We start from the raw sequence: 15,549 nt of genomic DNA on the forward strand, positions 1-15,549 counted from the left end.
TAAACAGAACGTAATTTATATTTTTATGAACAAAGGATTTTTATATGTATTTTTGTGCTTCATCTTGTCGACTGCTGCCGACGCAGCCAATCGTGTTGTTACGGGGGTCGTACTGGCGGGAGACGATAACCAGCCGCTTGTCGGCGTGTCGATACAAGTCCCTTCGGACGAGCTGAAAAAAGCGGGTATCTCGTCGAACACGCTTGGTACGATCACAGATGTGAACGGAAATTTTTCAATATCCGTGCCTGATGAGGTGCGTCGTCTCGTCTTTACTTACATCGGTTATCAGGAGGAGTCTTTGCTCTTGCAGGACGGGCGTAACGACTACCGTATCGTGTTACAGTCCGGTACGCATATGCTTGCCGATGTAGTAGTCACCGGCTACCAGACGGTGGAACGTCGCCGGCTCACGGCGGCTGTTTCCAAAATAGATGTATCCGAGGCTGTTATCGGCGCAGCTAAAAGTATCGACCAGGCGCTTGCCGGACAGATAGCGGGTGTTTCGGTAACGAATACGACCGGCAGCCCGGGCGCTCCGGCGCGTATCCGGATACGCGGTACGGCTTCGCTCAACGGCACGCAAGACCCATTGTGGGTGATGGACGGTATGCCGCTGGAAGGAACGGATATCCCCAGAATAAGCAGCAGTAATGACAATGATATTATCAATATGGGGCAAACCGCTATTGCCGGTATAAGCCCGAACGATATCGAAAGCATCACGATACTCAAGGATGCTGCAGCTACAGCGATCTACGGCGCACGTGCTGCCAACGGCGTGATTGTGATTACGACCAAACGCGGACGCAGCGGAAAACCCGTGATCAACTTCAATACCCGGCTTACGTATATGCCGAACCTTAACACTTCGCGCCTCAATCTTCTCCGTTCCGAAGAAAAAGTCGATCTGGAGCTGGAACTGATGAAAGAGCCCGATGATGAAGTATTTTTTTCTCCCGTGCCGGTATATGCCACCAAGGGAGGGGTCGCTGCCATCCTCACCCGCTATAACCTTCTCGAGGCATATCGGAAAAACGGTTGGAACGGTCTGACACCGGAGGCGCAGCAGGCAATCAATAATCTCAAAACGGTGCATACCGACTGGAACGATATATTGTATCGCGACGCTTTTACGCAAGAGTATAACCTGAGCCTTTCCGGAGGAGCAGAAAAGATTACTTATTATAACTCGCTCGGCTATACGAAAGAGAACGGTAATGTACCTGCCGTAAGCATGGACCGCTTCAACCTCACAAGTAAAACCGATTACCGGTTGAGCAAGGTCTTGAAATTGGGCTTCTCGCTTTTCGTGAACCGCAGGAAAAATAATACGTTCGTAACAGATACGTACGGGTTCTCCAACCCCAATTACTATTCGCGCATCGCCAATCCTTATTTTGCACCTTTCAGCGCTGACAGCCGCTATTTGTATGACTACGATATCGCAACCGGAAACACGCGCGACCTGAAGCAGGGATTCAATATCTTTGAAGAACGGGCCAACAGCAGTGACGAGGCCACGACGACGGCCATCAACTCGATCTTTGATGCCGAACTGCGCTTCGGCGATCATTGGAAGCTCTCATCACAGGTGGGGGTGCAGTGGGAACAATATGAACAACAACGCTATGTGGGGCAAGAAACATTTAGCATGCGCAACGCACGTATCAACAGTCATTACTGGGATAACGCCAGCAAGACGAACAAATACTTGCTCCCCGAAGGAGGTATGCACAAAACAACAGACCGTACCATGTCTCAAATAATGTGGAAGACGCTGGGAGAATATAAAAACACCTTTGCTGACAGTCATGATGTGCAGGCCATGATCGGTTCCGAAATACGTAAAAACCGATACGACAATCACTCGGTCAACGGTTACGGTTACAATCCCAGAACGCTGACGACAAAGCCGCTTATTTTTCGCGACGAAGCACAGGCGCGCGCATATCCGCTTTATACCAAAAACTATCAGGAAAACGCGTTCGCCTCTTTCTTTGCCAACGGGTCGTATTCGCTTATGAAACGTTACATCCTCGGTGCAAGTGTACGTATGGACGGTTCTGACTTGTTCGGCGTGGATAAGAAATACCGTTACCTGCCTATCTACTCCGTGAGCGGATTGTGGCGGATTTCCAACGAAGCGTTCTTACAGTCTTATGACCGGATAGATAACTTGGCGCTTCGTCTCTCTTACGGCTTGCAGGGGAATATCGATAAGAACACTTCTCCATTTCTGATAGGACGGTATGAAAATATCTCCATCTTGCCGGGGGTGACAGAAGAGAACATCACCATCTCCGACGCGCCCAACAGTAAGCTGAGATGGGAGAAAACCGCTTCCTATAACCTGGGGGTCGACTTCTCCGCCATCGAACAGCGCATCAATCTGAGCATCGATTATTATTACCGCAAAGGGACCGATCTTATCGGCACACGTATGCTCCCGCTCGAGAATGGTTTCACCAGTATGAGCATCAACTGGGCCAGCATGGAGAACAGGGGGATAGAAGTCAATTTGCAGACACGGAACATTATGACGAAAGATTTCTCATGGTATACGTCGTTCAACTTTGCCTATAACAGGAACAAAGTGTTAAGACAGATGGTACCCGACAATCAGACGACACCCGGCTTGGAAGGATATCCGGTCGGTGCGATCTTCGCTCTCGAAGTGAAAAGTATCGATCCGCAGACGGGACGTATCTACATTGCCAATCCCGAAGGAAAGGCCGTAACGCTGGAAGAACTCTACGGCGCTTCAGATCCGACGGGCACCGGCTTCTATGAGTTTAAAACCACCCCGGTACAGGAACGTACCTTTTATAAATATATCGGTTCGTCTGATGCTCCTTATACGGGAGGCCTCATGAACACGTTCACTTATCATAACTGGGAGTTGAGCGTCAATTTCGCGTATCATCTGGGCGCATACGTACGCACTTCGCCCTCATACAAAATCGTAGGACAGGACCCGGGGCATAATGTGAACCGTGATATTCTGGAGCGATGGTCCCCGGCCAACCCGACCGGCACATTGCCGGCTCTGCTCACACGTAAGACTTTCCCCGCCGATTATAGTCTGATCGATAATCGCGGAGATATTTACCGTAATTTGAGTATCTGGGTGAAGAAGCAGAATTACATACGCCTGCAGAACATACGTCTGGCATACCGTATGCCGGCCGTATTCCTGCACCCGCTACACATCAGCGGGGCTACGTTGGCCCTTGAAGGGCGTAACCTGCTCGTTTTCGGTTCAAGCTATAAGAACTATATGGATCCCGAATCTATGGGCAATCTTTATGCTACCCCGATCCCCAAATCGATTACATTCAACTTTAATCTCGACTTTTAACGCCATGTCATATATGAAAAATTCGATAAAAAAATTTACGGCAATGCTTCTGGCGGCAGGTGTACTGATGTTTTCCGCATGTGACCGTTTCCTCGATATACGTCCCGTAGGAAAAGTTATCCCCGAAACACCGGCGGAATACCGCGCACTGATGACGACGGCTTATCAGTTTCAGTTTATCGACCGCAGTCTTACGGATATGCGTACGGACGGACTTGTTGTACGCAGCGATGAGCTGGATCAAAACAACTACGGTGACATCGAGAAATGGATAGACGTCAACTACGGAGCGGCTACGCAACCGTTCGGCTGGGCCAAGTACTATGAATCTGTTTACTATGCCAATGCGATCATTGACGGACAGAGCCGTATGAAAGAGGGTAACGGAGAGGAGATGCTTCAGCTTGCAGGCGAAGCATACCTCATGCGCGGTTATTTGCATTTTCTTTTGGCAAACCTCTACGGGCAGCCGTATACTGTAAGCGGTGCGCCGCAGACTAAGGCTGTACCGGTCAAGCTCGACCTCGACTTGGAATCCGTCTTGGGGCGCAGTACACTGGCGCACGTGTATGAATCTGTCTTGGCCGATATCGAAAAGGCCCGCACGCTTATCACAAAACAAACATGGGATTCGGCTCACATGTATCGTTTCTCTACGCTGTCGGTCGACGCTCTCGATTCGCGCATCCACCTTTACATGGGCGAATGGCAAAAAGCATACGATGCGGCAGAGCGTGTACTGCAGAAGAAACAGGAGCTTGAAGACCTGAACCGGAGCGACGCCATGTTACCTAACTATTATCGGTCTGTCGAGATGATCACTCCCTGCGAGATGATCTACTCCTCCTCTACGATCCGTGCCGTACGTGCTACGAGTGCTCTTATCAACAAGTATGACACGTTAGGAGACTTGCGTGTGCACAAATATTTCGGTGCGATCGATGCCAACGGACAGTATCCCATACTTAAGACCGACGGTTCAACCAAATACCGTTGTTCGTTTCGCACGGGAGAACTTTATCTCAATGCGGCTGAAGCGGCAGCACATCTCGGTAACTTGTCGCAGGCACGTCTTCGCTTGCTCGCCCTCATGAAGAAACGATATACTCCGGATGCTTACCGGACAAAGCAAACGGCTGTGAGCGCCATGACGCAGGACGAACTGATTACTGAAATACTCGACGAACGCGAGCGTGAATTGGCCATCGAAGGGCACCGATGGTTCGACCTGCGCCGTACTACCCGTCCCCGCATCCAAAAAATACTTGGTGGAAAGCAATATATTCTTGAACAAGACGATGCCCGTTATACGCTGACGATCCCCAAAGAGGCCATCAGTGCCAATCCGGGATTGAACAATTAATGAAACAAGCGGGCTGTGAGAGCATACGATATTCGTGTGATGATAAAACATTTCTGAAAGTAGGAAGAAAACCGTTTCGTTTTCTTCCTACTCGATTGAAATTTATTGCTGTCCATTAAAATTTTTTGAACAATAAAAATTAGGACTGAATTCCTCGCTTGGAATCCAGCCCTTTTAGTGATCTTTGTTTCTGCCAAAATAAACCATAGTAGCGATGAACAAAGATACACATTTTACCGGACAGTAATATAAAATAATATGATTATCCGTATTTATACCTAAACTCATTTTTATAGGTTACGCAAGCTACGAGCAATCTTCCAAAGAGGGCTTCTCCCCAGTATCTTCGATTAAACTTATAACAGAATTCATCGAGATAATTTTGTAAGAATTCGGGCTTGATGTCATGGAACGTATTTATCAACTGTCTCTTGGCATTGCTGATGGCGATATGAACCCAAGGCAAGGCTTCCCCCACCTTCTCTTTGGGAATCACCTGAGAGTTGTGTCTAGGTACAAAGTCTTTCAATTCCACATAAGAGGTAGAATGATCCGTGTCGATTTGATTAGCTCCGGAAGCTAACTGCTGAACCGCTGCATTAATGGTCTCTTTTTTCAAGTCATCGATTACTTTCATTTTCAAATAGCCGACTCTTCGTGGTTTTTGACCGGTTTTCGGAAATTCAACCATTTCACTTTCTGCCATTACTAAAACTTTGCTTTTCTTTTGACTGCCACGTCCACGCTTCAAGGGTTTATCTTTTTCCTCTTGACTCATCTCTGTGGAAAAATAACCTTCATCCAATTCTATACAACCTGCAAGGACATATTCATCATCTCTTTTACCCATGGCCTCGCGAAGTTTGTGAACCATATGCCAAATAGGATGATAACGATTATGTCCCAATTGACGTTGGATTTCTTTGGCCGAAAATGTCTTTTTCGTTGACGTGAGCAGATGCATGGCTATAAACCAATAACGAAAAGGAAGTTTCGATTTATGCATTACCGTTCCACTTTTTAGCGTGGTGCGCGTTTGGCAGTGTTTGCATTCATATTGCTCCTTGTCTTTTTTCCAATAATGATCCGTGCCTCCGCATTTGGAACAAACAACTCCTACTTGGTCGCGATATGCCTTAAACTTTTGCTTGCAGCTTTCTTCGTCTGGAAAGTGAGATAAAAAATCGATCAGTGTCATTGCCTTATTTTTTTTGCAAAGATAATTATTTCTGGGCAAATATACGGATATTCATTTAAATTAATTAGAGATACCGTTAATGAAAGCGTAGATAAAACAAAAAAGAACGATATGTTCCCTGTTTGCAGTGGGTCATCGGAGCTCGTAATCGAGTCCGGTCACTTGAAATTCGGTACGCCGGTTCAGCTGATCAGCTACTTCCTGCTGCTCCGGCGAAAGGGCATTGACAAAGGCTTCATTTAGAATGGTTCCTTCAGGGAGAAAGGGATGTTTTTCCGTAAGTTTTGCGGTGATTATTTTGGGTACGGTTTCGCCGTATCCTTTAGCGGTAAGTCTATCGGGATCAATACCTGATTCAATCAGGTAGTCGACGACGGACTGGGCGCGGCGCTGTGCCAGATTTTCGTTGTATGCCTCCGTACCTTTGCGGTCGGTATGGGCTCCCAGCTCGATCGTGACATTTGGATTTTCGTTAAGAATTTTGACAAGTTGGTCGAGCGCTTCTTTCGATTCGGGACGGAGGGTGGCTTTGTCGAAGTCGTAAAAGATATTTTCAACCACCACGGGCTTGTCGACGGGCGAGAGGAAGAAATCGACGTAATATGTTTCATCTTTCTCTTCGTCACTCGTTTTGAGTTCAAAGTACTGGTTCAGGAAGTTGGGCGCTTCGGCCATCATCACGTAGCTGACATCGCGCGCCAGTTCCACTTTGTACGATCCGTCGGGCTTAACGGGTACCTTCATGTTCAGGCCGTCTTTCCCCACGATACGTACGACGGCGTTCTCAATCGCGTATTCTTCGACATCGGACACGTAACCCTCGATTTGTATCGTAATCGTTGGATATTCGAACGAGTAGATATGATCCCATCCACGGGCATCGCCTCGGTTCGAGGAGAAGAATCCGCGTTCTTTGTCACCCTCGAAAGTGATGCCGAAATCGTCGGCTGCCGAGTTGATGGGGGCGCCCATGTGAGTGACGATCCATTGTCCGGTGCTGTCGAGCGTGGCTTTGAACAAGTCCAGTCCGCCCATGCCGGGATGGCCGTCGGAAGCGAAATAGATCGTCACCGAATCGCGCACGTAGGGAAACAGCTCGTTCCCCTCGGTATTGATGGAGGGGCCGAGGTTTTCCATTCCGCCGAAGCCGTTTTCTCCGGTGATTCGCGTGCGAAACAGGTCTTTTCCTCCGTATCCACCCACTGCGTCGGCGACGAAATAGAGGTATTTGCCGTCGGGCGAGACAGCCGGATGCGCCAGCAACGTGATCGAATCTTTGACGATGTTGGCACGCTGTCCCTTGCCCCAGGCGGCTCCGCTGCGCGAAGAGACGTAAATCTCGGAGGTACGCGGGTCAACGGCATCTTCGGAACAGTAGGTGTAGTACATTGTCAATCCGTCTTTCGAGAACGAGGGCGTACCCTGATCGTACGCCGTCGTAACAGGGTCTGTTACCTCAACGGGTTTCTGCCATGTACCGTTTTCATCCTTGCCTGAAACGAAAAGGGCGTTGTTCTTCAGTCCGGTGATACCGTTGACGGAGTCTTTGTGTACAATTCCGCGCGACGAGCAGAAATAAAGCTGGTCGTACTTTTCGCCGTAGAGCATGGGGCTGAATTCGCTGCGGCGTGAGTTAAAGATATCCATCCGTGCCACCTGATAGAGTGTCGGTCGTTCGCGCCATCCGGTTGCCATTTCGCATCCTGCGATGCCGTTGGCGGCGCGTGTGTCGGACGAATCGAGTGCCAGATACGTACGGTAGTATTTGATGGCATCGCCGTATCGTCCGTCTTTTTGATATGCTTGTCCGAGGTAAAGGAAGAGCATGCTGTCCGGATAATCGTAACGCAGTGCATTTTGGTAGGCGCTGATGGCGCGTGCCGTGTTGCTGGTGCGTTGGTTGCAGTATCCCATGCGAAAGGCGATGTAGGCACGCAAGTCTTTCTGTTCGGGCTTCGATTTCGTGTAGAGCTTGCGATACATTTCGGCCGCACTGTGGTATTCGCCGAGGCGCTGTTTCTCTTCGGCATCTTTGAGCTTGACCGTCTTGCACGAGATAAGTATCCCGAGAAGCAGGCATCCCAGCCCGAGCGGCACGTTATATCTTTTTAAAAAGCGAATCATCTTAATGGGTAACGGATCAGCATACATCTTATTGTGTTATAACAGCAGCGAACTGTCGCCATAACTGAGGAAACGGAAGTCGTGGTCGAGCGCATAGTCGTAGATCGCTTTCCAGTCTCCTTTAACAAAGGCTGAGACGAGCAGCAGCAACGTGCTTTGCGGCTGATGGAAATTCGTAATCATACCACGTACGATCTTAAACTCATAGCCAGGCGCAAGAATGATCCGGGTGGCCGCGACGAGCCGGTCGACTCCTTGGTGATCGAGATGATCCAGAAGATGTTGTAGCGCTTCGCGGGCGGAGATGCCAGGCACCTCTTCTGTGTAGGGAGTCCATTGTTCAACGGTCGGAAGGTTGGCGTGGTCGGTCAGCCCTGTCATTGAGAGTCGGGCGCCGAGGTAATAGAGGCTTTCGAGTGTGCGTACCGACGTAGTACCGACAGCAATTACAGGCCCTGACGCGGTTATGAGGCGTTCGATTGTCCGGCGACTGACGGCGAAATGCTCCGTGTGCATTTCGTGCGATCCGATCGTTGGGCTCTTGACAGGCTTGAACGTGCCGGCTCCTACATGCAGCGTGACCTCTTCGCGCCCGATGCCGCGGGCATCTAATTCGGCCAGCACCTCGGGCGTGAAATGCAATCCGGCCGTAGGGGCGGCCACCGAACCTTTGATACGCGAATAGACGGTCTGATACGTTTGCAGGTCGGTCGGCTCCGTCTCGCGCCGCAGGTAGGGAGGGATAGGCAGTATCCCGGCTGCTTCGAGCACTTCGGCAAACGTATAGCGCGAATCATCCCACCGGAAAGTCACGAGGTGACTCGTGCCGTGTGTCTCTTCCCGCTCGGCTGTCAGTCGAACGGATTCCTCGCCGAGGTATACCGTACGAGTCAGCGTGCCGTCTTTCCATTTTTTCAGGTTCCCGATGAGGCAATGCCAGCTACACTGCTCCGTTTGTTGAAAAATCTGTGCATAGTCGGCCGGCTCAGCCGGTTCGAGGCAAAAGAGTTCGATCTGTGCGCCTGTCGTTTTATGGAAGAGTAGCCTTGCCCGTATGACACGCGTATTGTTGAAAACGAGCAGAGCGTCGGACGGCAGCTCATCGGGTAATCGGTTGAACACCGTTTCGCCGATCTGTCCGCCGCGGTAGACGAGTAGCTTCGACCGGTCTCGCTGCGGTAACGGGTATCGGGCTATCCGATCGTCCGGGAGCGGATAGGCATAATCGTCGATATGTATGTGTTGAGGTGCCATCATTTCGGGAGGCAAAAGTACGAAATTCATGGCAAAAGATAGAAATGACATCTTATCCTTCCCACTTCTTTTTCTCTTTCTTTTCCGAAAAAGAGGCAGACGGGGAGGAATATCTTTTAGGAGAAATGCCGAACTTCTCCTTGAAACATTTGAGAAAATAGTTGGCGTCCTGAAAACCTACGCGATAGGCCAATTCGTTGATGCGGATATCCTCGACTGATAAGATCGCAGCGGCTTTTTTGAGCTTGTAGTCGCGCATATATACCGACGGAGAAACCCCCAGTAGCTTCTTCATCTTCCGATACAAGTGTACACGACTGAGCCCAACGTCTTCGCTCAGGTTCTCAATCGAGTACATTTCGTTCGACAGGTTCTTCTCAATCTGCTCATCGATGCGCCTCATCAGCTCCTGATCGTATGGATTCAGGCGGTTTTTCTCTTTCTCGGGTAGCGCGTCTCTTTTGTAAAGCTCGTGCAAATGCTCCTGCCGGCGCAGGATGTTGTGGATACGCAGATGAAGTTCTTTATACGGGAACGGTTTGGTCAGATAACCGTCGGCGCCTTGTTCCAGGCTTTCCATTTTAATCTCCTGCTGCTGCACGGCTGTGAGCAGAATCACCGCGATATGGCTCGTGAGGATATTCGATTTAATTTCGGTGCAGAGCTCCTTCCCCGTTCTGCCCGGCAGCATGATGTCCGACACCACCACATCGATGTCCGTCTCTTTCAGAATTTCGAGCGCCTCTTCGGCCGAAACCCCATTGAACACGTTGAACGACCGGTTTAGTTTGCGCGAAAGGGTATTCAGCAACGTGATGTTGTCTTCCACCAGCAGTACGTTGTATCTTTTCCTGTTCGAGGTGTCGGTCGAAACAACCTCCTCTTCCTCTTTTTCCAGCTCCGACAGCACCTCTACCGACAGCACAAAACTTTCCGACGTCGAACAGGGCAAGTCCTCGCTCAGTCTGATGCCCCGCAGCCTAACCGTAAACGTACTGCCCTCGCCCGGTGCGCTGAGAACGTCGATCTCTCCCTTCATCAGATCTTCGACGATTCTCTTCACCAGCGAAAGCCCGATGCCGCTTCCGGCACTGTGCGCTTTCTTCCCTTTGAAGAAACGGTCGAAAATATGAGGCAACTCTTCGGGCAAAATGCCGCTGCCCGTATCCGATACTTCGATCAAGAGGCCGCAATGCTCTTGATCTTCGGGCGATATCTGCACCCGAAGCGAAACACATCCCCCTCTCGGAGTGTATTTGAAGGCGTTGGACAACAGGTTCAGCAGCACCTTCTCGATTTTATCTTTGTCTATCCACAGCGGCTTGTCGGTCGTTACGGACAAATCCGTCTTCCAGACAACCCCGTTCTTCACAGCCACCGACTGAAACGCGGCGTTTACATTTTCCAGAAAGTTCTTCAGCATAAGCGGCGTTTCATCCAGATGCTCTTTCTCCAGCTCGATCCGGTTAATGTCCAGCAACTGATTGACCAATTGCAGAAGGCGTCGGCCGTAATACTGTATAGTCGAGACTTTTCCGCGATCGTCAGGGGGAAGCGACGATGTCTCCAACAGTTCTTCCACAGGATTCAAAATCAGCATCAGCGGCGTACGTATTTCATGACTGATGTCGGTAAAATACTTCACTTTCATGTTGTGTATTTGCTCAATCTGCTGCCGTTCGAGCTCTTTCAGACGAATACGGTGTTTCAGCTCCGCTCTCCTCAGCATATTGGCCACAATCGCCCAGACGGCCGCAAGACACAGAATGATATACAACACGATTGCTTCGCCCGAAAGCCACCAGGGGGGAGAAACGATAATCGGAACCGTCAGAGGATCGCTCCAAACGCCGTCGTTATTGCCCGCGTGAACCGTGAGGGTATATTTCCCGGCGGGGATTTTTCCGTACTCGGCTCGTCCATCCGGCCTGGTATATCGCCAGCCTTCGTCGAAACCGTCGAGCTTGAATTTGTAACTGTTGTTTTCCGGCATCAGGTAGTTCAATCCGGCAAATTCGAACGTGACGGTCGTCTGATCGTATTTCAGGCGCATCTCTCCCGGATCGAACATATCGATACCGCTGAAACCGGACAGCTCCGCTATCGGCGTGTTATTGATTTTAACGGCCGAGAGATAGACCGAAGGCTTGTAAAGATTCTTATAAACGTTCTTCGGATGAAACGAAATCCACGCGTCCTTACCTCCGATAACGAAGGGAGAAGCCGGCTGACTTGTTCGCAAACAGGCTCCTTCGTTTATTTCGGACAGAGGAAATCCGTTTCGGAGATGATAGTTGATGCAGCCGCCGTCGGCCGTTAATTGGGAGATGCCGTTGATGCAGTTGGCCCATACACGGTTGTCGAAAGAGATGGTACCGAAAACGGTGTTGTTCTGCAAACCCTCTTTTTCGGTAAAATGCCGGATGACTCTCAGCTTCCTGTCTAAGAGAAGAAGCCCGTTGCCTTTCGTACTCACGTAGAACGTATCGTTCAATAGCAGCGTGTGATTCACTTGCCGGATATCGGGAAGCACTTTTTCGACCTTGCCTCCGGGTCTGTTCTCAAAGGCAATCAGTCCCGAGCCGATTGTGGCAAGCAGGTAGTTTACGGAGTCGATGGGCAGTAAGTGCATGCACTTGCTTCGTCCGATGACGGGATGCAGCTTCTCCCGAATAGGAAAAGATTCCGTCCGCCCGCTAACCGGGTTGTATCGGTTCAATCCGCTTCCCCGGTCCGAAAGCAGCCACAAGCCATGTCCGGAGGCTTTCCCGATGCCGTTGATGACTCCCAACGTTTCCAGTCCGGCAGATACTACCCGGCCGTTCTTCATCTGGTAGAGCCCGTTTCTCAATGTGCCGATCCACAACACATCGCTCTCCTCGTCGTAATACAACGATTTGATAACAATCGGATTTCCCCGTGCGTCTTTCAATTCCGTACGTTTTGGCGAAGCTCCTGCGTCGCCGTACTCCAGCAGGCAACCGTTTTCGGTGCCTACGAGCAGCGATCCGTTTTTATCAGCAAAAGCGCTTACGATCTGAGTGCCGTCCGCAGGAATAGGATGCGTTTGGAAGCGCGACAGGTAGTTGTCGTAGAGGTAGAGGCCATCGTGATACGTACCGATCCATAAAGAGCCGTTCTTATCGAACATCAGGGAGCGGATGGAGGCGTTTTCCACCTTATCGAAACCGTTCAGGAGATTGATTCCGGTAACCGTACCCGTGTTCGGGTCGAGCAGCCCGACCCCTTGAAAACTCCCGATCCATACGTTTCCGTCGGGTGCCAGAGCCAACGAACGGACATTGTCGAAAGGCGAATACCCGGACCCTTTTTCCGAAGAAGACCAACGACGCAGCGGCTCCCCCGAAAGCGTACACTCATAGATACCGCTTCTGTACGCGGCCAGATAGACTCTTCCGTTCGGATGAAAAAGAATGTCTTCTATCCGTTCGTTTTCGTTCAACAGCACAGGCGCTCCGGAGGCGCAGGAATAGCGCATCGTCCGATTGCCCGAAACATCGTAGCGGAAAAAGGCACGGGTAGCCGTCGCAATCCAATACTCGTTTTTTCGGGGCGATGCCACGATTTTCGATACGGAGGTGTCGAACACGCGAGCGTCTTCCGTCAAATTCCGGGGCTTCGAAAAGAGATCGCTTGACTTGTCGTAGAGATAAATCCCGCTCCAGCCGCTTGCCCAGACGCGACCGTCGATCACCGACAACGACCGTATCTCATGGTCGGGCGAGCCGCCCATCCTGTAATTCCTGAAAACGCCTTTTTTCCGGTCAAAAAGGCTTACGCCGTTGTCGTGCGCGATCCAAAGATTTCCGCCTTCTCCGTTTTCGATGTCGTTGATATGGTTGCCGGCGATGCTGCAAGTATCGCCCAAAACATGCCGATAGATTTTCACGCGATTCCCGTCGTATTCGTTCAGCCCGTCGCGCGTACCGACCCAGATAAATCCCAAGCTATCCTGATGTATCGTTAAAACGGAACGTTGACTCAGTCCTTTCTCCGGCCCGAGCAACTGTACGGGTATGTTTCTCTGAGCTGTCAGGAGGCCTGCCGAAAACAGCAGCCAAACACAGCAAAGCAACGTAGAAGGAATACTGTGAAAGGAGTATCGCATAAACAACGTTTTTATTCAATCGTTTTATCTTTTATTCTAAATAATCGTTTCAAAGATACAACGGTTTATTGGTCTTGGCAAGAGTTTTCTCATGGTAATTATCCTTTTTCAATCCGGATACGAGTGATTGATTTTTTCAATAAATAACCTACCTTTGTTCTCCGAATGATTGGGAAGAGGCTTTACAAAACGAGGGTTCGTGCAGTCTCTTCGCTTAGAAACTAAATAAAACAGAATTGGATGAAAGAAACAAGGATACTCTTGTTGGGATTGCTTTTGTGCCATGCCGGCTGTACGCAGCAAAAGCCTTCCACCGTCTCGTTCGATCGTTTCGGGATCTTGCCCGACACACAGGACAACGCGTCTGATGCAGCCTCCAAATTGATTGCTTACCTGCAGTCGCGTACCGATACGGCTCATTTGACCGTTGCATTCCCTGCCGGAACGTATCATTTCTACGAGGACGGCGCTTTCGTACGCGAGTATTATATCTCGAATCACGATCAGGACAATCCCAAGCGGGTGGGGTTCGCGTTTGAACATCTGCAGAATATTACGTTCGACGGACAAGGTTCCGAATTTATTTTTCACGGTCGGATGATCCCGTTTGCATTGTTGAACGGAAAGAACATTACGTTGAAGAACTTCTCCGTCGATTTTGCCGTTCCTGCTTTGCGGCAATTGCAGGTCCTCGACGTAAACAGAGCGCGGAACGAAACAAAGGCGGCCATTTATCCGTCGGGATATTACCGCATCGAAGATGGCCGATTGGTACTTTCGGGCGAGGGTTTTGAGATCGTTCCGACGTTTGCAATGCCTTTTGCATCCGACAAGCGGCTTGCATACAAGCGACAGGACGTAGGTTTCCGACCGGAATCCGTAACGGAAATCTCGCCCGATACCTTCCTCATCAAAGGATGGGATCAAACGGCTTATACCACTCACGGAGAGCGGTTTGTACTGCGTTCTGGCCACAGGCCTACCCCGGGTATCTTCGTGAGCGAATGTATAAATACGACGCTCGAAAACATTCGCATCCGCTACGCCGAAGGAATGGGATTATTGGCACAGATGAGCAAAAATATCATCCTGGATAGATTTAGCGTTTGTCTTCGGAGCGATGACGACCCGCGCTTTTTCACCACGCAGGCCGATGCGACTCATTTTTCGGGATGCAAAGGCGTGATCGTCTCTAAAAACGGCTTGTATGAGAACATGGCCGACGATGCCATCAATGTGCATGGCACCTATCTGCGAGTTACACGTCGTATGGACGATCATACGCTTCATGCGCGTTATATGCACCCTCAAGCCTGGGGTTTCAAATGGGGCGAACCGGGAGACAGCGTGCAGTTCGTCGAGTCGGAACGGATGGAGACGGTGGGGAACCATATCCACACAATCCGGTCGATCAAGCCGATTGACCAACCGACGGAGACCGGGGCGAAAGTGTTCGAAATCACTTTTGCCGATACCTTGCCGGCGGAAATCTCGGAAGCAGGGAAATATGGCATGGAGAACCTGACATGGACGCCCGAAGTGGTTTTCGCGGATAACATCGTGCGAAACAACCGTGCACGAGGTGCTTTGTTCAGCACGCCGCGTCGCGTCGTCTGCGAAAACAACCTGTTCGACCATCCTCACGGCACGGCGATTCTGCTCTGCGGCGATTGCAACGGATGGTACGAGACGGGCGCATGCAAGGAGGTAACGATTCGGAACAATACGTTTGTCAATGCGCTGGCCGGCAGCTATCAATTTACGAACGCCGTCATCTCGATCTATCCGGAAATACCCGATCTGGACGGGCAGGAGCATCTGTTTCATTCGGGTATTGTGGTCGAAGACAATCTGTTCGAGATATTCGACCACCCGCTGTTGTACGCCAAATCGACCGACGGCATTATTTTCCGCAACAATAAGGTGACATACAACACGAAGTACGAGCCGTTTCATTGGAATACACATCTCTTCTTCTTCGAGAAAGTGCGGAACGTGACGCTCGAAAGCAACCATTTCGGCAAAGACTTCGATCCTATGCGGGATATTCTGATCAACCGTTCCCCAAAGGATGCGGTAAACATTCGATAAAGGCATCACTTCGTAGTTCGTAAGAAGGA

Annotated in this window: 7 protein-coding genes; 3 read left to right on the forward strand and 4 right to left on the reverse strand. The window is 50.3% G+C overall.

Annotated elements, in window-relative coordinates:
- The first annotated feature begins 25 nt into the window (after positions 1 to 25).
- Entirely contained in the window at positions 26 to 3,361 is a 3,336-nt protein-coding gene (locus BFO_RS05610; RefSeq protein ID WP_014224667.1) for a SusC/RagA family TonB-linked outer membrane protein, read from the forward strand.
- 13 nt (positions 3,362 to 3,374) lie between these two features.
- The gene (locus tag BFO_RS05615; protein WP_014224668.1) at positions 3,375 to 4,724 is read left to right on the forward strand and encodes a RagB/SusD family nutrient uptake outer membrane protein; all 1,350 of its coding nucleotides are present in this window, start codon (positions 3,375 to 3,377) and stop codon (positions 4,722 to 4,724) included.
- Between the two features lie 262 nt (positions 4,725 to 4,986).
- Here BFO_RS05615 and BFO_RS05625 read toward each other — a convergent pair whose 3' ends face one another.
- The 4 genes from BFO_RS05625 to BFO_RS05640 form a co-directional block, all read right to left on the reverse strand.
- Positions 4,987 to 5,922, reverse strand: a complete 936-nt coding sequence (locus BFO_RS05625) for an IS1595-like element ISTfo1 family transposase (RefSeq protein ID WP_041590710.1) — start codon at positions 5,920 to 5,922, stop codon at positions 4,987 to 4,989.
- A gap of 132 nt (positions 5,923 to 6,054) precedes the next feature.
- The gene (gene porE / locus BFO_RS05630) at positions 6,055 to 8,046 is read right to left on the reverse strand and encodes a PorE family type IX secretion system protein (protein WP_046472643.1); all 1,992 of its coding nucleotides are present in this window, start codon (positions 8,044 to 8,046) and stop codon (positions 6,055 to 6,057) included.
- A gap of 36 nt (positions 8,047 to 8,082) precedes the next feature.
- Positions 8,083 to 9,351, reverse strand: coding sequence for an S-adenosylmethionine:tRNA ribosyltransferase-isomerase (locus tag BFO_RS05635; RefSeq protein ID WP_014224672.1), 1,269 nt, complete (start codon positions 9,349 to 9,351; stop codon positions 8,083 to 8,085).
- Position 9,352: 1 nt separating this feature from the next.
- The gene (locus tag BFO_RS05640) at positions 9,353 to 13,429 is read right to left on the reverse strand and encodes a hybrid sensor histidine kinase/response regulator transcription factor (RefSeq protein ID WP_014224673.1); all 4,077 of its coding nucleotides are present in this window, start codon (positions 13,427 to 13,429) and stop codon (positions 9,353 to 9,355) included.
- 240 nt (positions 13,430 to 13,669) lie between these two features.
- On the opposite strand from BFO_RS05640, the gene BFO_RS05645 reads away from it, so the two are divergent.
- The gene (locus BFO_RS05645) at positions 13,670 to 15,520 is read left to right on the forward strand and encodes an alpha-1,3-galactosidase-related protein (RefSeq protein ID WP_014224675.1); all 1,851 of its coding nucleotides are present in this window, start codon (positions 13,670 to 13,672) and stop codon (positions 15,518 to 15,520) included.
- The last annotated feature ends 29 nt before the right edge of the window (positions 15,521 to 15,549 follow it).

Origin of the sequence: Tannerella forsythia 92A2, from assembly GCF_000238215.1 — a bacterium.
Classification (GTDB): domain Bacteria; phylum Bacteroidota; class Bacteroidia; order Bacteroidales; family Tannerellaceae; genus Tannerella; species Tannerella forsythia.

Bases quoted from the DNA above. Each gene is read 5' to 3' on its own strand.
- BFO_RS05610 (WP_014224667.1), top strand. From the start codon at position 26: ATGAACAAAGGATTTTTATATGTATTTTTGTGCTTCATCTTGTCGACT.
- BFO_RS05615 (WP_014224668.1), top strand. From the start codon at position 3,375: ATGAAAAATTCGATAAAAAAATTTACGGCAATGCTTCTGGCGGCAGGT.
- BFO_RS05645 (WP_014224675.1), top strand. From the start codon at position 13,670: ATGAAAGAAACAAGGATACTCTTGTTGGGATTGCTTTTGTGCCATGCC.
- BFO_RS05640 (WP_014224673.1), bottom strand. From the start codon at position 13,429: ATGCGATACTCCTTTCACAGTATTCCTTCTACGTTGCTTTGCTGTGTT.
- porE (WP_046472643.1), bottom strand. From the start codon at position 8,046: ATGATTCGCTTTTTAAAAAGATATAACGTGCCGCTCGGGCTGGGATGC.
- BFO_RS05635 (WP_014224672.1), bottom strand. From the start codon at position 9,351: ATGTCATTTCTATCTTTTGCCATGAATTTCGTACTTTTGCCTCCCGAA.
- BFO_RS05625 (WP_041590710.1), bottom strand. From the start codon at position 5,922: ATGACACTGATCGATTTTTTATCTCACTTTCCAGACGAAGAAAGCTGC.